The sequence below is a fragment of the Sphingomonas paeninsulae genome, from assembly GCF_003660165.1.
In the GTDB taxonomy this organism is placed as follows: Bacteria; Pseudomonadota; Alphaproteobacteria; order Sphingomonadales; family Sphingomonadaceae; genus Sphingomonas_O; species Sphingomonas_O paeninsulae.
Genome location: NZ_CP032827.1, coordinates 189,258 through 208,129, shown reverse-complemented (window position 1 = coordinate 208,129; position 18,872 = coordinate 189,258). Strand labels below are relative to the sequence as shown.

12 protein-coding genes and 1 pseudogene are annotated in these 18,872 nt (G+C 59.2%); 11 read left to right on the top strand and 2 right to left on the bottom strand.

The window, feature by feature from the left end; all coding sequences use genetic code 11:
* Positions 1-333: 333 nt before the first annotated feature.
* Positions 334-4,623, bottom strand: a complete 4,290-nt coding sequence (locus D3Y57_RS01090; protein WP_239025689.1) for a CheR family methyltransferase — start codon at positions 4,621-4,623, stop codon at positions 334-336.
* A gap of 197 nt (positions 4,624-4,820) precedes the next feature.
* Here D3Y57_RS01090 and D3Y57_RS01085 point away from each other — a divergent pair, with 197 nt between their 5' ends.
* Positions 4,821-5,180, top strand: coding sequence for a response regulator (locus tag D3Y57_RS01085; protein ID WP_121150548.1), 360 nt, complete (start codon positions 4,821-4,823; stop codon positions 5,178-5,180).
* 3 nt (positions 5,181-5,183) lie between these two features.
* Here the strand turns inward: D3Y57_RS01085 and D3Y57_RS20570 are convergent.
* Positions 5,184-6,058, bottom strand: a pseudogene (locus D3Y57_RS20570) (transposase); the annotation flags it as partial.
* Between the two features lie 410 nt (positions 6,059-6,468).
* Between D3Y57_RS20570 and D3Y57_RS01075 the strand changes: the two are divergent.
* The 10 genes from D3Y57_RS01075 to D3Y57_RS01035 all read left to right on the top strand — a co-directional run bounded on the left by D3Y57_RS01075 (position 6,469) and on the right by D3Y57_RS01035 (position 18,756).
* Positions 6,469-6,780, top strand: coding sequence for a hypothetical protein (locus tag D3Y57_RS01075; RefSeq protein WP_239025688.1), 312 nt, complete (start codon positions 6,469-6,471; stop codon positions 6,778-6,780).
* Between the two features lie 116 nt (positions 6,781-6,896).
* Entirely contained in the window at positions 6,897-7,172 is a 276-nt protein-coding gene (locus D3Y57_RS20565; RefSeq protein WP_239025687.1) for a helix-turn-helix domain-containing protein, read from the top strand.
* A gap of 89 nt (positions 7,173-7,261) precedes the next feature.
* Entirely contained in the window at positions 7,262-7,387 is a 126-nt protein-coding gene (locus D3Y57_RS21050; protein ID WP_277873289.1) for a hypothetical protein, read from the top strand.
* 27 nt (positions 7,388-7,414) lie between these two features.
* Positions 7,415-7,669 (top strand): hypothetical protein, encoded by a 255-nt coding sequence (locus tag D3Y57_RS01065; protein WP_239025686.1) that lies wholly within the window; start codon positions 7,415-7,417, stop codon positions 7,667-7,669.
* Positions 7,670-7,775: 106 nt separating this feature from the next.
* Positions 7,776-8,255 carry a hypothetical protein gene (locus D3Y57_RS01060; RefSeq protein ID WP_121150544.1) on the top strand — a complete coding sequence of 160 codons (480 nt, stop codon included), beginning with the start codon at positions 7,776-7,778 and terminating at the stop codon, positions 8,253-8,255.
* On the top strand, positions 8,225-8,683 hold the full coding sequence (locus D3Y57_RS01055) for a MarR family transcriptional regulator (RefSeq protein WP_121150541.1): 459 nt from the start codon (positions 8,225-8,227) through the stop codon (positions 8,681-8,683). Before D3Y57_RS01060 ends, D3Y57_RS01055 begins: the two co-directional genes overlap by 31 nt.
* 625 nt (positions 8,684-9,308) lie before the next feature.
* Complete coding sequence (repC, locus tag D3Y57_RS01050; protein ID WP_121150539.1) at positions 9,309-10,643, top strand: plasmid replication protein RepC; 1,335 nt, start codon at positions 9,309-9,311, stop codon at positions 10,641-10,643.
* 247 nt (positions 10,644-10,890) lie between these two features.
* Positions 10,891-11,790: a replication initiator protein A gene (locus D3Y57_RS01045; protein WP_121150537.1), complete on the top strand. Its 900-nt coding sequence runs from the start codon at positions 10,891-10,893 to the stop codon at positions 11,788-11,790.
* 493 nt (positions 11,791-12,283) lie between these two features.
* A complete protein-coding gene (locus D3Y57_RS01040) occupies positions 12,284-16,495 on the top strand; it encodes a strawberry notch-like NTP hydrolase domain-containing protein (protein ID WP_121150535.1) in 4,212 nt (1,403 codons plus the stop codon).
* Positions 16,496-16,623: 128 nt separating this feature from the next.
* Complete coding sequence (locus D3Y57_RS01035) at positions 16,624-18,756, top strand: ParB/RepB/Spo0J family partition protein (protein ID WP_121150533.1); 2,133 nt, start codon at positions 16,624-16,626, stop codon at positions 18,754-18,756.
* Positions 18,757-18,872 lie beyond the last annotated feature (116 nt).

The window sequence follows — 18,872 nt, the reverse complement described above, 5'->3', positions numbered from 1 at the left end:
CACGGGCTTGATTATAAGCCGCCCGAGCGGAATTGCTCGCGATAGAGCGGTGCTGCCTGCTCTTGAGCTGAGCAGTTGCGAGGGTCGTACCGCTCTCAGGCCTGTTCGCTGTAAGCGTGGCCTGACGGCCGCCTTGCCCGGTGGTGGTTTGACGGGTTGATTGTCGCTCTTTGGGCGGGACAGCCAGTGTCGGACGAGATCACAGACTCAGCGAGCGAAGAAGCGAGCACTCGTACGAGTAGTCGTACGAGTGCTCGGATACACATTGTATCCCGCGTCTTGTGACGCGGCGCGTCGCGGCGTTCCTCGGCGGGATGTGTAGTGTTTTGATACCTAAGCGTGGGTGGAAAAACTTTTGTCTTCAGCCGCAAGTGCCAAACGCGCGAGCTCCGGCAGCGATCGGACGTCCATCTTTTTCATAATCGAAGCGCGGTGGTTTTCGACCGTTCGTTGGCTGATACCAAGGTCGGCCGCAATGTTCTTGCTAGGGTGACCGGCGAGGACAAGGTCCATGATTTCGCGCTGGCGCGGCGTCAGCTCCGCCACGTGGCGCGCCGCCGCCTCCTCGAAGGCGTGTACGATACTGGTGTCATGCGATTGCGCGAGCGCCCGCCCGATGCTTGCCATCAACGCATCCTTGCCAACGGGCTTCTCGATGAAATCGCACGCGCCAGCCTTCATGGCGGAAATCGCTAACGTGAGATCATTGCTACCAGTCAGCATAATCGTTGACATTGGGTTGCCCATCTCCTGCAACCGCACCAGCAGTTCGAGCCCGCCGATGCCGGGCAAGCCGGCGTCAAGTAGCAGGCATCCCTCACGATCGGATCGATATGCGGTGAGATAGGATTCGGCATCGGGAAACACTTCGACCACATGGCCGTCTTCTTCGAGAACATCCCGGATCGAGTTCCGAACATCTGCATCATCATCGACAACGACAATCACGACGTCCGACATGGAGTCATGTTCCAAGGGTGGGAGGATGGAACATCGATCGCTGCCGCCGAGCAGCGCCTCGATAGCCGCGGAAAGCTCTTGCGCTTTTACCGGCTTGCTTAAAAGCACGCAGTCGCTGCTAGCGATCCTTGCCTGGGTCGCTCTGGAAATATCACCCGTCAAAATGATGCCGGGCAGAGGGTGATTAAGCACCTTGCGGAAGTGCCCGATGACGTCGAGTCCGTCCATTGCTCCGGGTAAATTATAGTCGGCGAGAATAAGATCTGGCCGTATCGCGCCTTTAGCGACCAAGGCTAGCGCGGCCGAACCTGTAGCAGCCTTGCGCACGCGGTGTCCGCTCGTTTTCAGCAATTGCTCAAGCAGGTCGCGTACATCTGGATCGTCCTCAACGATGATTATCTTACCGGTCGTCGTTGCCCGCATGTGAACTGGTATCTCGACAGCCTTGTTCGCTTCAACCTCCGCCGCAAGCGGAACCTCGATCGAAAAAACCGAACCTTTGCCCAGCTTGGATCGCACCCCAATGTCGTGATCGAGCAACGCGCCCAATCGCTGGACGATCGAAAGGCCAAGGCCAAGACCTTTGCTACGTTCGCGCGCTGCGTTGTCGATTTGGTGGAACTCGTCGAAAATGGCGTGTAGCTCATCCTTTGCAATGCCGATCCCGGTATCCCAGACTTCGATCCGCATCATAGTGCCGATCTTGCGGCACCCGAGTACGATACGACCGGTCCGGGTGTATTTCATCGCGTTGCCGAGCAGGTTGCGGATCATTTGCTCAAGCAAACGCGGGTCGCTATGGACGCGCAGCGGGCAGGTTCTGACCCGGAGTTCGAGATGCTGAGCCTGGACCTGGTACATGAACTCGTCGCGCATTCGACCAAAGAGGTCGCCGAGCATGAAGTCCTTCGGCTCGGGCTGCACGACCCCCGCCTCGATCTGGTTGATGTCGAGCAGAACGTTGAGCATCCCCGCCATCGCATCCAAGGTCTGACCGAGCCGTGCGACGAGCTTGGCCCCCTTCGGATCCTCAACCGAATGCGCCAGCAGCGCCTGCACCAGCGAAAGCGATTGCAGCGGCTGGCGCAGGTCATGGCTAGCGGCTGCAAGGAACCGCGATTTTGCGATATTGGCAAGTTCGGCTTCACGCTTCGTCGCACGCAGCGCCTTGGCCGAGCTTTTGCGCTCGGTGATATCGGTGAAGGTGATCACGATACCTTCGATTTTTCTGTCATGCGTATGATAAGGCAAAATACGCCGCATGAACCAGCTACCGCCCGGGACCTCGATCTCGTGCTCGATCGCCGCTGCGCCCTCAAGCACTTTCTTCGCGTCATCTTCGAGCTGATCGTCGACTGCCAGCGCACGCAGATCCGCCAGCGGTCGGCCAATGTCTCCGGGAATGACGTTAAAGACTGCGCGAGTGGCCGGGGTGAAAAAGCGAATGTTCAGATCTGGATCTAAAAACAGGGTTGCGACGTCGGTGCTGTAGAGCACGTTCTGGAGGTCGTCCGAAGTCGAACGCTGACGTTCTAGTGTTTCCTGCAGCTGACCGTTTAGCGCGGTAAGCTCCTCGTTGAGCGACTGCAGTTCTTCTTTTGAAGTAAGCAGTTCTTCATTCGTCGACTGGTACTCCTCGTTGACCGACAGCGCTTCCTCGTTGATCGCCTTTTGCTCTTGATTCGAAGTCTCCAGGCCATCCAGCGCAATGCGCAATTCGTCTCGCGTGAGCGCAAGCTCGTGTTCAAGATCGCCGACACGGGCATTGGTCGCCGGCGATTTTGCATCACCGCCGCCCTGCGCACCGGCCGTATCGTCTATGAAAGCGACGAGTAAAAGCTCCTCGCCTTCGCTGGTTACAGCCTGGACGTCGATGCCGAAAGCGGTGGCACCAACCCGGCTGTGGCCGATGAACACGCGGCGGTTCTCTTTACTGACCCGGCCGATGGCAGCACGTAACTTGGCGCGCAGCGCCGGCGTCGCCATCTCGAGCAGATCGTGCGAGGGGTAACCGGAGGCAACCTGCAAATACCGGTCGGTTGGTCCCAATGAATACAGGCATTTACCCGCGCGGTCGATCAGCACGGCCGCTGGAGCATGCGTCTCCAGCACCAGGCGGCGTGTTAGGTCGGCAAAGCCCACTGCGTGTTTTGGCACCTGATCCGCCGCACCGCGCACCTGCGCAGCTTTATCCGCCGCTGCCCCGACATCATAATCCGATAATCCGAGGCGACCTTGCCCGATCTGGCGGTAAATCCGCTCGGCCTTTGCGACCACCTCGAAGCGCCCCGTCACACTTGCGATCGTCTCAGCGCTGCCCAGAAGGAGCATGCCGCGCTTGCGCAGCGCGAAGTGGAACAGGGCGATGACCTTCGCCTGCGCACGCGGGGTCAGATAAATCAGAAGATTACGGCATGAGATCAGGTCGAGGCGTGAAAACGGCGGGTCCGATATTACGTCCTGCACGGTAAACACGATCACATCGCGTAGATCGGCATTGACGCGATAGCCCTGTTCATCATGGGCGAAAAACCGTTTGAGGCGTGCCGGTGTGATATCGACGGCAACGGCATCGGGATACAGGCCCTCACGCGCCCGGGCGACGGCCTCGGAATCGACGTCAGAAGCGAACATCTGGAGCTTGATCGGACGCTTGACGGCTGCGATTGCTTCCATAAACAGGATCGCGATCGAATAGGCCTCTTCGCCGCTACTGCACCCTGCGACCCAAACGCGAAGGGGCTGTTCGCCATCGTGGCCGTTGACGAGATCGGGGATCACCTTGCTGGCCAGCAGGTCAAACGTCTTTGGATCGCGAAAGAACGTCGTGACATTGATCAGTAAGTCGCCAGCGAGCAAATCGCGTTCGCCTGCATTTTTGCGCAACAGCGCTAGGTACTTCGGCATCGCATCAAGCGGGATATTGGCAAGCCCCATGCGGCGCTCGATGCGTCGCTGGAGTGTACCAGGCTTGTAGAGCCGAAAATCGTGCGGCGTATCCTTTCGAAGTATATCGATTATGTCGGCCAAACCAGGGATCGGTGGACTGGGGGCGCCGTTCGCCCCATTCGTCTTGGCAAATGTCGCAAGCGCCTCAGGCATCTGGTCGACACGTAATGTCGCATCGACCAGCCCGGTTTCGATCGCGCTGGACGGCATGCTCTCATATTCGGCTTCTGCGGGATCTTGCGCAATGACGAGGCCACCGCGGTCCCTGACGCTAAGCACGCCGCCGCTGCCGTCTCCGTCCAGACCCGACAGCACGATCGCCACGATAGGATGCTCTGTGCCTTGTGCCATGGATTTTAACAGGAAATCGAACGGCTTTCGGAAACCCCGCGGGGCTTCTGGAGCCGAGACTTTAAGGACGTCGCCAGACACGGAAAGATACGTGCCCGACGCGATCGTATAGATATGATCAATTTCGATGGCAGCGCCGTCCGTCGCCTCAACGACAGGCATCACCGTATGCTTTGCGAGCAGATCGGCCATCAAGCTCTTGTGGGTCGGGTCGAGATGCTGAATCAAAATGAACGCCATGCCAGGCGATTTCGGCAGAGCATCGATCAGCCTAGTCGTGGCATCAAGTCCCCCTGCCGATGCGCCAATCGCCACGATCGGAAAATTCGTCTTTCCTGTCGACATGACCGAGCGGTCGGCCAAGCGGCTATCAATGCCGCCGGTGTGCTGATCTAGGAGCCGGGCTGACGCGTTCGGCTCACTGGTGGAGGCAACCATGCCGCTGGCGTTACCATATCAAAGTGTAGAACCAAGCATGCCATCGATATTATTTTTCCTGTGAGCGTCGTAAGTGATTTCCGACCCTGTGTTTGTGGTCGGCAGGCCTCCACTGGATCCACATGAAAGCGCTCCGAATCCTGGTGGCCGAAGACGACGCGATGATCGCGATGTTTCTGTCCGACCTGCTGGAAGTCTTAGGTCATGAGGTGTGCGTGCTGACCGACACCGAGGCGACAACCGTTGCCGGTGCATTACTTCACCGCCCAGACTTGATGATAGTCGACGAGGGGCTGCACGAAGGCAGCGGCATCGCAGCTGTTCAAGCAATAGAGATGACGCTCCAAGTGCCGCACATTTTCGCGACGGGCGATTGTTACAGCGTGTTGAGAGCGGAACCCGACGCCATCGTTCTGCAAAAGCCCTTCAACGCGTCAGCGCTTATCCGCGCGATCGAGCGCGCAATGCAGCCAGTGCAGTAACCCCATATAGCGGCGATCCGCCAAAACGGTGTTTCGGGTGCGTCGATGGCCGCTTGTGCTTGTCGACCCATCGGCGCGAGTTGCGCCCGGTCATTGCGCTTGTTCACCACCTCATCCGCGACAATAAGATGGTATTCAGCATCCACCGCTGCCTGCAAGTTGTAGCCGACAATTCCAGCGCCTCGACCACTGCTGTTCATGGATCTGGCATCCCGATCGGTCAGGGATACCTGATGATCGGGGGCAGCTTCGACTTGCGCGGCTATTTCCTTCAGGAACTGTATCTGGCCCGCGCAAGCCCGCGATCTTCTCCCTGATCTGGTTAACCCGCGCTTTCGGGACGTCGCTGGCTTCGCGATCGGCACGATCGAGCGCAGCAAGATAGCGCTCGATGCTGCCTTCGACCTGCTCGATCCGGTTGTTCACTGCTTTGGAATTGCTTCCGTCGATTGCAATGGCCGCCAGTCCAAACAGGCTCAGCTGTCGGCACAGCACCACAAATTGGCTGCAGACCGCCCGGATTGCTGCACCATTGTCCCGTCGAAACATGGCCATCGTCTTGAAGCCTAGTGCCAATTGACCGGTTAGCCACATCAGTTCGATATTGCGTTACGCCTCCCGCTCCAGTCGTCGCCTCGACTGAATTCTGTTCAGGTAACCGTAAAGGTAGATTTTGAGCATTGTCGAGCGTGGTACTCGGGCCGTCCAGTTTGGGCGGGCGTCGCTCCGGCAAAGCCCATCACCGGCAAATCCAGCTCGCCAAAAAGTGACTCGACAACCCGAACCGGATTGTGCTCGCAGACATAATCATCAAGTGATGCCGGCACCAGAAAATCTTGCCGACGGTCTTGCTCTTCAACGAAACGATTGAACCTCAAGTCTCCCGGAATGCAGAATAACCTGTAGCACGAATTGGTGTTTTCACTCAGCCTCGGTCGGTAGCTGCCCGGACTCGTTCGCCAGCATCGCATCATCGTGCCGGCCACTAGCCCGAATGCGTCGTCGGCAGCGCGCGAGAAATCAGAGTTTGACCTTACAGTTATGTCTCCTCGACACGCCGGTTCACATACACAAAAGCCTGCTGTATAACGACATCGCTTTGTGCGGCTTGAACACCGCGCTTGGTCCGCGTTTGCGGTCGAACACTGGGTCCCCGACTAGGTCGGGCGGCCCATGGAATAAAAAACCTTGTCGCTGGCGTGCTGGTGCGGGGAATACGTGGGGCGTGGTTACCAGTGTTCCCGCGTGTTCAACCGTCCCGACTGCGGCGGTTGATGGAATGCGTCCGATGCCCTTTTGGAATTGGTTCAAGGCCCGGATGCGATTCGATCGTGTTTCTGGCGCTCCCGCGTCTCCCATATCGCATGCCTTGCCCGACTTCGAGGCCCTCGTGCGAGCACATGGGGACTGGCTCGCTTTCCTGGCAACCATCCTTCAGCGCGAGGGGATCGTCTCCAATGACGAACTGGCGCGTGCGCTTTCGGAGTTTGCATCTCTCACGGTAATCGACAGGCCCGAAGAAGGGCGTATTCTCGCGTTCTGGGCTGCATACCTCCAAGACACGTCGGTCGCACTTCGCGACATACCTTCTGTACATTAAAACATCTTGGCCCGTGGTTTGAGGCGACATGGAACCTTGCGCGCACGCATTGCTTCCGTGAAAGGAGCGCTGATCTGGAGTTGAATCGTTCCGAGTAGCGCACCTATGTACCAATTATGCTGAAGACCGAAGGTGGGCTCCACCGTGCGGACCGTTCCTATGTAACGTCTGAAAATCAATCGAGTGACTCAAACCCCATTTCCCTCCTGACCGAACGACAACGATCCTATCTTCGTCTCGTCCTCCAGCACCGTAGCTCCAAAGAAATCGCTGCTGTGACCGGCAGCAGTCACCGTGCGGTCGACAAGCAGCTGTTAAAGGCCAACAATCTTCTCAAGGTTCCCACCCGCTTCGAGGCGGCCCGCCTCCTTGCCGATCATGATGCGGGGTAGAGCCTTTGCCCCCTGCAACCAACCTACCTTCACCCCCGCCTGTTTTTCCGCTTCCTCCTGCCTGGCCGACCGCAGGGGCGGCAGCGAACATGATGACTTGGAAGCAGGCCGCTTGGTGGACCGTGATCATAGCGATCGCCACGCCACTGGGACTGACTGCCGCCGGCATGGTTATCGTGACGCTGCTTCTCCTGCTTGGGCTGAAAACACTGTGATGGGCGCGAGGCGCCCGAGGAGGCACAATGCACGCACTTACGAACACCAGCCGAATTATCGCGGATGAGCTGCGCAAGGCGGAACGATCTATCAACCTCGCCGCCCGCGACACCGCGCAATTCCTGTTGACCACCCTTGATGCAACTGAAGTCCATCGCCTTTCCCCGGCTATGGCCCATCGCACCGTGAAGGCGACGGTTGCGGCTCTGACTGCAATCGTAGATGGACAGGACCAGATGGTGATGCGCGCGCATCTCTCGATCGAGAAAGCAGGCCGTTAGCTCGGCTTGACGGAGACGAGCTGGGGGGAAGGCACGCCCAAGCCAATGGTCGAGAGCGTGGACGGATTCTTCGAACGGGATAGTGTCGACGGCTAGATGGGAAGCAATGGCCTTAGCGGAGCTCTTAGCGATCGGCTTCAACACCGCACTTTTAGCGGTATGCGGTTTGGCATTCGTCAAAGGGGGTCGACCCGAGCGAATAGGCGCAGCCATTAACCTCTGCGCTGCACTTGCTACTGACGTGTTGCGCATCGCGAATGTTGCCCATCTGGCACCGGCCGACCTTTCCGTTTTCGCAATCGATGTAGCTGTAGCGGGCGGTTTTTTCTGGCTTGGCGTCGCGACGATCCGTTTCTGGCCAATCTGGGCAGCTGGCTTCGCGGTCGCTGATCTCTTCATGAGCGTTTGCGGGGCGCTCCTCCCGAGGGTGCCCCTCTTCGCCTACCACACTGGTCTCGGAATCTATGCGTACCTGGCGCTGGGAGCCCTTGCTCTTGGAACATTGCGCCTCGCGCCGGATGCCGAGCCCCATATACGTAATGGATCAAGACGATCATGGAAAAGGCATCTCGAGGAGACGATCTGATCGACGTCGTCGTCCGGCTCCCTCGCAAGGCAATCGAGGAGACCCTGCTGTCGGCCCGCCCTGCAAGCCAGAAGGAGGATGAGCGTCGGCTCGGCGCAGCCAACGCCGCGCTTGCCGGTCGGCGTCGACGAGCATCCCGCTTTCCAGGGGTTCGGTTCTACGATCCCAGCTGGGATATGTTATTGGAATTATACGTAGCGAGCCGCGAGCGGCGCGATCTGGCGGTTTCGCAGCTTTGTGCGCTGAGCGGTGGTTCGACGACGACAGCGCTACGCCATATCGAGAATATGGAGGCACTGGGCTATATCGGCCGGGAAGCCGATGCGAGCGATCGGCGGCGCTTAGTGGTCATCATGCTGCCCTTGCTAATCAACGCGATGGACCAATGGCTTGATCTTCAAATGATTGGCGCGGAGATCGGTCTATAAAACTATGTTGCCTCGCTAGGCGGTGTGCGCCGGAACTGAACAAAAACCACGATGGGGTTTTTTCCGGAATACCCACACGAATCTTTCCATTGCGGCCTCGACCAACTTTGAAACGAATAACAATCTCCAGCGATGTTTGAGTTTGCCACGACACTGACGCTGAGCTCATGCGAATCGGTTACGTTCGACGCCGTTACCGAAAGCACGAGCAGCGCAGGGGCGGCGTTATCGATAGCACGAGTCGCGGACGCTACCACGTTATCGATAGCACGAGTGAGATCGGCGCGTCGTTACCGATAGCACGTGATTTTCTCCGCTTGCGTTATCGATAGCACGACTCGCGGCGCGCGACCGGCAGCCGAGCGTTCCTTAACATACGATGCTGTGAACTGGCTCAAGGCTGGATTGCCGCCGTCCAATCGGGCGCGCGTCACAAAGATCAAAAGGGGGTTCTGTGCGGACATGAAAAACCCGGCGCAAGGCCGGGCTTTTCGAGACGCCGGTTAGGGCGGATGTGAGACCCCTCACCTAGCTGGCTTCTCACCATTTAGCTACCCCAAAGCGCCATCTCTGGCGCCACGGTGTCGCTTGTCCGCACGGGCTTCCGCTAAGGGAGAACCGAACGATGGCTTTTGCCCAAAGCCCTGGAAGGGGATTGCGCCGTTTCGACGAGCATGCTGCCAAGGCGACCAAGCTCGTTGAAGAGTTTCGGGGGCTGGAAACCGGCCTGACTCCCTCAAATGCGCTGGCGGCGCTCAAGCGTGCGGCACCGTATATGGGCGTTCCATTGCGGGTGGTGTCAACGATCGATCTACTATTTGCTTGGACAAAGCCGCAAGACTGGCAGGGTGGGAGGTTACCAGTTGTTTGGCCGTCAAACGACCTCCTCGCGCAGAAGCTTGGCGTTACCGTCCGGCAGGTCCAAAAGCTGCTCAAACAGGCACAGGCGTTTGGCCTTATTGGCTTTATCGACAGCCCGAACGGACATCGAGGCGGACGCCGCGGTGCGGACGGGTTCATAGCATGGGGGTATGGCATCGTCCTCGCCCCGGTCGGGACGAGGCTCCAGGAGTTCGTTGCTTGCGCCGCGAAAGGCGCCGCGGAGGACGACGCACTGACGGTTCTGCGAAAACGACTTGCCGCAGCCCGCAGGAGAATAAGGGCACTAGCTCAGACGGCCTTTGACACGGATCTTCATTATCTCAAGGCAGATGATGACGTCGCACTCGCGTTAATGGCAACCGAGCAGATGCGACAGGTCCGCGACACGGTCCTGTTGACGGCGTGCGTTGAGCAAATCGAGGCCCGAGCCTCTTGCCTCGCCGAAGCCGTCGCAGCCAGGATTATCTCTGAAACAGCTTCTTTCAGTGATAGTCATAGTTCATGCTGGGATGATGCTGAGGCCACTCACTCTACAACTACAAAGCAACTCCAATCTGCTAAAGCAGTTATAAGTAGTGGCTCAGCGAAAAACAGTAGTAGAAATGAGGACGCCCTTCCCTGCCAGTCCAAGACGCCGATCGACGAGGACCTGAAGAAACACGGTGTCGATCCCAGCTTTATCATGGCAATTGCTCCAGAGCTGTGCACGGGTCTTCTCTTCCGCGACGGCTCGTGGGGCGAAATGGTCGCCACCGCAGAACGTCTTGCCAGCCAGTCTGGGATCAGCAACCACGCCTTCGAGGAAGCTTGCCGCGTTATGGGTCCGAACGGGGCGGCCGCGTCGGTCATTGCCACAATCCAAAAATATCGGCGCGGCGAGGTCCAGCGCCCGGGGGCCTATCTGCGGGGTATGAGCAGCAAAGCCGGAAAGGGCGAGCTCAATCTTGGTCGAACGCTTCACGGTCTGAAAGACACCAGCCACGTTATAGCCATGCGCGGGATGTCCGATGGGACGGACGCGACGCCTATCGGGAGCCTGATGTCACGCCTCGTTAACCGGGGAGTGTCGCAACGATGATCGAACCGTATCTTTACAGTGGTTTAGACGCCATAGCGATGATCGCGTCTCACGCCGTTATCGATAGCACGTGCCATTGGGAGAAATTTGCGGTGTTCATAGGCCCGAATTGGCACCCTGCTCCAATTTGCCGGGTAAATCGCTCCGAATCCTCGTGCTATCGATAACGCGGTCACTAATCCGACTGCAGATTTTCTCACAACCGGGTATAACCCCTCTAATCGTACATGCCGGAGGGAGCCTGACAATGGATTCGCGGGAAGTCGCTCTTACCCAAGGGAAGCTGTTCGACTATCTGGACAGTCCGCTCCACGGCAAAGTCCGCGGCGAACAAAGTATCATGGATTTTCCGCTGTTTTCTTTAGCGAAACGACCTCAGATGGAGGCGATGACCTACGAAATGGACGGGGTCAAAATCGAGATAAAGCCAAGTTCAAGCGGTATTGCGACGATGTGGGATAAAGAGGTCCTGATCTACGTCCTTTCGCTGATGGTCCAGCAAATTGGCCGCACGGGCGACGTACAGAACGTCTTCACATTCAATGCGCACGACTTTTTCCGGGCTACCGGCGTTAGTCGCCCGTCGAGCCGTGACTATGATCGTTTTATCGAAGCACTCGGGCGGCTTCAGGGTACACAAATCCGCACCAACATCAAAACCGGCACTGTCGGTACGAAGGGGTTCTTTTCCTGGTTCGCTGAAGCGCAAGCGACCACGCGCGAAACCGCTAGCGGCGTTGACCAACTTATGCCGGTTCGCGTGCAGCTCTGCGACTGGCTCGTCCGCGCCGTTTCGCGTGATAACCGTATTTACGACTATCATAACGATTATTTCCGTCTCGGCTCGATCGAGCGGCGTCTCTACGAGTTAGCCCACTGCTATTGTCGCGACGAAGAGTATGAAATGCCTTTGGAAATGCTAGGCGCGAAAATCGGCTCGACCTCGCCCCTTCGGACTTTGAAGAGCCAGCTCAAAAAAATCGCAGCTGACAATAAGATGCCGACCTATTCTATCGAGGTTCGCGAAGTCGTTCCCGAAGTTCCTGCGCGTGATAAGCTGGGGCGGAAAGTAGGTAAGCCCGAAACGGTCGTGGTGATGCGTCCAAAGGCCCGCTTACCAACTAACCAGGTGGCAATGGTCGCATAGTATTTGCGTTTTGGATGCTGCGAGCGTCGGTTTTTGTACTAGTTAACTGTCGTTCCAAGCGATTTCATGTCGAACAGTGTTTGACAGTCCAGTTTTAGTTGCTCTCGAAACATACAGGTATGTCGGTGATTGATTTAAAGAAAATCTTGAAGAATTAGGATATTCTGACTGATATCTGAAAGAGAACTACCGGCGAGTATCTGGCCTCCTGGCTAAAAATATATCGTATTTCGCCCTTGGACTGAAAACGGTCTGCTGCGGTCACTTAAACCTTTGAAAGTCGCGCACCCCACCACGCCAATTCGCTGCACGGCGAAATGGCGACTGAAATTGACTGAGAAAAGTCATACGAAATATCACCGGATCAACAGGTCGATCACGAGCATGAATTAGAGTCATGCAACAGATCCAGCACTTACCCCGGAGTGAGGAGAGGATGCCTTCGGCAGTTTGACGCGACACTTGCGTCGGACAGACAGACAGGCAAGCCCACATGCGCACTTCGACAGCAGCACTCGAACTCGATTTTATCGAACCCTCAATCACCGCAGCCATTGGAGTCTGCAGGGTCCTTACCAGTCACGGCGCGATCAACCGCGCCAACCTGCTCTGGGCGATGGAAACCGCATACGGCTCGACCTCGGCTGAAGGCCGCTGGTCTTTGCGCGATGCTTACGACGTCCTCGAACTGGCCGAAGTCATGTTCCTGCGTAAAGCCGAACTGGGCGCGACGCCCGCCGCTCGCCTCACCGCCCTCTCCGCGCTGACCGCTTCGCTCCCGACGCACACCGTTCGCAGCGAGCAGCAGATCGAACTTCAGCAATTCTCCACCCCCGCGCCTATCGCCTATCTCACCGCGCTTGCCGCCAATATCGGTCCAAGCGACGTGGTACTCGAACCATCGGCCGGCACCGGCCTTCTTGCCGTGTTCGCCGCGCGCACCGGCGCAAAGCTCGTTCTGAACGAACTCGATGCGTCCCGCGCCGACATGCTGCAAGCTGCATTCCCCGACGTCCACGTCAGCCGGCGAGATGCCGAGCTGATCGCGGACTTCTACCTCCATGAGGACGCCCCGAGCGTCGTTCTCATCAATCCTCCGTTCTCGCGCAGTCTGGGACGTGGCGTGGATTCTCTCGCGGGCTTCCGTCACCTTCGCGCCGCGCTTCTGGTTCTCGCAACCGGGGGCCGCTGCGTCGCGATCCTGCCAGACCGGATCGACACGACGTCGCAAGCCTGGAAGACCGCGACCGCAGGCTATGGGCTTGCGCTCTATCTCGAACTTCCGGCAAACGCTTATGCCAAACACGGCACCAGCCAGCCTGTGAAGATCCTCGTCCTTCACAAGGGTAGCACGGCCAAGGCGGACCTCAAGCGTTGCGCGACCCTCTCCGAGGCGCTCGACGCAATCACGGCGTTCACCGCCCCGGCACCCGCTTTGCTCCCGACACCGCTTCGCCGCGTCGGTTCGACCTCGCTGTTTGGTGGCATGACAGCCTCCGTCCGCGCGCCCATCAAACCAATGTCGAAGGGTCCGGCGATCGCGACCGGCTCACGCGACATTGCCTATTCGGTCCTTGCGGAGACTGCCCCCGTTGGCGCCGCAAGCGGTGTGTATCTTCCGTACCGCCCGAGCCGGATCGCTATCGCCTGCGCCTCTCCGCATCCGACCGCGCTCGTTGAATCCATCGCAATGGGATCGATCGCGGCACCCGTCCCCACCTATGTGCCGACGCTTCCCCGCGCGATCGTCGACGCTCGTGTTCTCTCCGACGCGCAGCTCGAAACTTTGATCTACGCAGGTTCGGCCTTCAGCCGCGATCTGACGGGCCGCTTCCTTCCGGCCGAAGAAGGTGTCTCGCTCGAGCCGTCCGAAGACGGACGTGCCTATCGCACAGGCTATTTCCTCGCCGACGGTACTGGCGCCGGTAAGGGCCGACAGGTCGCCTCGATCATCCTCGATCGCTGGCTGAAGGGCAGTCGCAAGCACATCTGGATCTCCAAGACCGAAACCTTGCTCGAGGATGCGCGCCGTGACTGGGCGGCCGTTGGCGGCCTGCCGCTCGACATCCAGCATCTCAACCAGTGGAAGCTGGGGACACCGATCGGTGCCGGTGAGGGCATCCTGTTCCTCACCTACGCCACTTTGCGCAGCAACCGCGGCGACAAGGGCACGCGTCTGCAACAGATCCTCGATTATCTCGGTGTCGACTTCGACGGAGTGATCGTTTTCGACGAAGCGCATGAAATGGCAGGCGTTGCCGGTGGCGAGGGCCGCTTCGGCATGAAATCAGGTTCGGACCAGGGCATCGCCGGCGTTCGCGTGCAGAACCTACTGCCCCGCGCCCGCGTCCTCTACGTCTCGGCAACCGGCGCATCGGACGTCAACAACCTCGCTTATGCGACCCGCCTCGAATTGTGGGGACCGGGCACCGCGTTTGCCGATCGCCGTCAGTTCGTCGACAGCCTCCGCCGTGGCGGCATCGCTGCGATGGAACTGATCGCCCGGGATCTGAAGACACAGGGTCTTTATGCCGCGCGGGCCTTAAGCTTTGCCGGCGTCGAATACGACGTCCTTCAGCACAACCTCACGCCCGAACAGATCGACGTGTACGACGCCTATGCCGATGGCTGGGCGATCATCCACCAGAACCTCCAGACCGCGCTCGGTGCGACCCGGATCACCGACACCTTTTCCGGCGATACCTATAACAGCGGGGCCAAGGCCGCCGCGATCTCGGTCTTCGAGTCCACCAAGCAGCGCTTTTTCGGCCAGTTGCTCATCTCGATGAAGCTGCCCTCGCTCATCCCCGCGATGCGGGCCGATCTCGAGCGTGGCGATTGTGTCGTCGTCCAGCTTGTCTCGACGTCCGAAGCCATGCTCAACCGGGCACTGGCGACGCTTTCCCCCGAGCACCGAGCAAACCTCGACATCGAGCTTTCGCCCCGCGAATTTGTCATGGATTATCTGAAGGCGTCTTTCCCGACCCGGCAGATGCAGACCTTTACCGACGATACCGGCAAGGTTCGCTCAGAACCCATGATGGACGAGGACGGCAATCCGGTCGTCAGCCGCGAGGCCGAACGGCTTCGCGACGACATGCTCGAGCAGCTCGGTTCGCTTCCCGTCGTCGGATCCGCGCTCGACCATATCATCGGCCATTTCGGCACCGACATGGTGGCAGAAGTCACAGGCCGCAGCCGGCGCATCATCGTTGACAGCAGCGGCCGTCAACGCGTCGAAAGTCGTTCGTCGCGTTCCAACCTGGCCGAGACCGACGCCTTCATGCGCGGTTCCAAGCGCATCCTCATTTTCTCGGATGCAGGCGGCACAGGCCGCAGTTATCACGCCAGCCTCGCGGCCGAGAACCGGTCGCGTCGTATCCATTATCTCCTCGAGCCGGGCTGGCGCGCTGATGCCGCCATCCAGGGGCTCGGCCGCACCCACCGAACGCATCAGGCTTGCGCGCCGCTGTTCCGTCCGGTTTCGACCGATTGCCGTGGCGAACGTCGGTTCATCTCGACCATCGCCCGCCGCCTCGACAGTCTCGGCGCACTGACACGCGGCCAGCGGCAGACGGGCGGACAGGGCTTGTTCGATCCACGCGACAATCTGGAATCGGATTATGCCAAGGAATCGCTTGTCACATGGTTCAACCTCCTGTGGAAGGGCAAGCTCGCCTCGGTCACGCTGGCGCGTTTTGTCGAACTCACCGGCCTAAGACTTGAAGGCGAAGGCGGCGGCATGGTCGAAGACCTGCCTCCCATCCAACGCTGGCTCAATCGGATCCTCGCTTTGCGGATCGCGATGCAGAATGACATCTTCGACGAGTATCTTGGGCTAATCGAGGCTCGCGTCGATGCGGCGCGCGAAGCGGGTACGCTCGACGTCGGTGTCGAGAGCATCACGGCTGAACGCATCACGATCCTCGATCGCACCGTCATCCGGCGGGATTCGGTGACGGGCGCTGAAACCGAGATCCTCCGCCTCGAAACCGAGGAACGCTACAAGCCTCTCGCGCTCGATCGTATCATGGATATGGTCAGCAAAACCGACCGGATGATGGTCAATCGCCGGTCGGGCAAAGCCGCGCTCTGCTCCGCGACATTCTCCTTCACCGACGACGAGGGTCAGACCGTTCGCCGCTACGAACTTATCAGGCCTACCCGCACCGAGCGGTTCCGGCAGGACCTGTTCATGGAAACCATGTGGGAGGAAGCGAACGAGGAAGAGTTTTCGACCCTTTGGAACGCCGAAGTCGCCGAAATGCGGACCAGGATCAAAACCCAGACGATCTACCTTGTGACAGGGTTACTCCTGCCCGTTTGGGGAAGCCTTCCTGACAACGTGGTTCAGGTCTGGCGCCTGACAACGCAAGACGGCCAGTCGTTCCTCGGCCGTCTCGTCCCCGCGCCGATCGTCGGCAAACTCGCTGGCGCTTTCGGCATCGACGCCCATGTTGAAGTCTCCGGCGCTGAAACCGTCAAACACGTTCTGGCGACCGGCGAGACGATGACAATTGGCACTTACCGGCTGAAGCGCAGCCTGGTCGGCGGCAACCAGCGTCTCGAATTGCTCGACTGGGCACCGAACCGCCTGTCCGAACTGAAGGCTCTGGGCTGCTTTACCGAGATCATTCAGCACAAGACCCGGTTGTTCATTCCCCCTGCCAGCGGGGCCGAAACCCTCAAACGCATCACCGGATAAAAGACGACAGGGCACTCTCTTTCCTCTCCGCAAGGGAGGGGAGGCTCCCTTTGGGATTAATGAGCTTGATGATCAGGTTCCCGCGACCGTCGGACACGGCGCGCCACATTTCAGCATGGAGAAGACCAATGATTCAGTCCGTTAAGGTCAAGAACCTTTCGCTCTCGAACGACAACGTGCGCAAGACCAACCGCGACACAGACCTCGAAAGCCTTGCCGCCAATATCGCAGCACAGGGGCTTTTGCAGAACCTCGTCGTCACCCCTCTCAAGAAGAACGGCAGCTTCACCGTCAAGGCCGGTGGCCGTCGCCTCCGCGCGCTTCAGCTCCTCATCAAGGCTGGCACGCTGCCTGCCGATCATGAAGTACCCGTGATGGTGCTTGAGGACAGTGACGTGTCGATCGAAGCCAGTCTTTCGGAGAACTTCCACCGCGTGCCGATGAATCCGGCCGACGAGTGCACGGCTTTCAAATTCTTCATCGACAAGGGCACCAGCGCAGAAGATGTCGCCAAGCGTTTCGGTGTCACCACCCGCTTTTTCGAGCAGCGCGTCCGTCTCGCTGAACTTGCGCCTGTCGTCTTCGAGGCGCTCGCCAGCGGCACGATTACGCTGGGCGTCGCGCAGGCTTATGCCGTCGTCAACGATGTCGACCGTCAAGCCCGCGTCTTCGAGCAGATGGGCAACGCCTATCACGGTAACAACCCCGACAACGTGCGGCGCTCGCTTCTCAATGGCTCGGTCAAGCCAACCGATGCCAAGGCCCGGTTCGTGGGCGAAGCCGCCTATCTCGAAGCCGGCGGTCGCATCGAGCGCGACCTGTTCGGCACCGACGCCGATGCCAGCTGGACCGATGGCGAGATCCTCGACGCGCTGGCGGCGACCAAGCTCGAAACCGCTGCCGCAGAACTCGCCGTCGAGAAGGGTTTTGCCTTCGTCACGCCGATCGTCGCCACCCACGTTCCCTATGATGTCGAACGCGCCCTTCACGAATACCACGCCCCTGCCCGCGCTCTGACCGAGACCGAGCAAGCGCGCGTGTTCGAACTGACCGATGCCAACGACGCCCTGGGCCAACGGCTCGAGGAAGAACTCGAAGCCGAATCCCCCGAGGCGCTGGAAGCCGAGGCGCTCTACGAGGCGAACGAGGCCGAGCTTGAAAAGATCGACGCAAGCCTTCGCGTTGCCGATGATGAGACGCGCGCTCAGCTGGGCACCTTCCTCTACATCAGCCCGGATGGTGAACTTCGCACGCATGCCCGCATGTTCAGCGAACGCCCGATCAAGACGGTCTCGGTCGGTGGTCAGCCTGATGCAGACGACAAGCCTGACACCTCGGGAAAACTCAGCGTCGCACTGATGGACGAGCTGGCCACCCAACGCACCCAGATCCTTGCGGCGCACGTTGCAAGCGATCCGGCCCTGGCACTCGATCTGTCGATCTTCCTGATGGCCGACCAGATCGTCTACTCGTCGGCTTACATCCAGTACGGGATTTCGGTCACGGCGCGACCGGCTGACATGCCGATCCCCAAATTCCGCGACGAAGGCAGCACCGCGTCGAACGCACTGGAGGACCAGCGCCAGGGTCTCGATACCAGTTGGGCCGGATATCCGACGATGACCGAACGGTTCGAAGCCTTCCGCGCGCTCGACGAGTCCGCCCGCGGATCGTGGATCGCCTACGCTACGGCAAAGGCGATCAGCGCAACCCTCAACGCCGCCGACGGCTACCGGGCAAACGGCTTCCATGACCATCTCGGTCGCCTGTGCAATATCGAGGTGGCGCAGTGGTGGCGGCCCAACGCCGAGAACTTCTTCGGTCGCGTTAAAAAGGACATGGTTCTCGACGCGCTTCAGGACATCGGTGGCCCCGTGCTGCGCGGTCGCTACAAGGATGCCAAGAAGGCAGAACTTGCAGCCGCGTGTGCAACGCTGTGCAGCGGCGGCGGGATCGTCGAAGCCGAGGTTCGCGAAGCCGCTCTCGCATGGCTTCCGGACGCCATGAAATTCGGTGGCATCGAGAAGGCCGGTTCCAGCCAGATCCATTATTCCTTCCGCGAACCCGTCGTCGACAACGAGGATGAGGACGAGGATGGAAATGGCAACGGACCTGTCATCGATACCGATACAGAACCTTCGCTGCCTGCGGTCACCTATGACAATTTCGAGACCGTCGAGGCCGAGGTACTCGCCAAGTTCACCGAAGAGGAGGCGACCGTTCTCGCCTATGTGGAGGAAGGTCTGCACGGCGCAGGCTAACGCCGTCTTTTAACAGTTCGAGGCAATTTGGGGCGGCTTTCCTAACGGGAGGTCGCCCCTCGTTTTGTGACCCTTTGGCACCCCATGAGTGGAGGATGCACCAGTGGTTTGTGCCT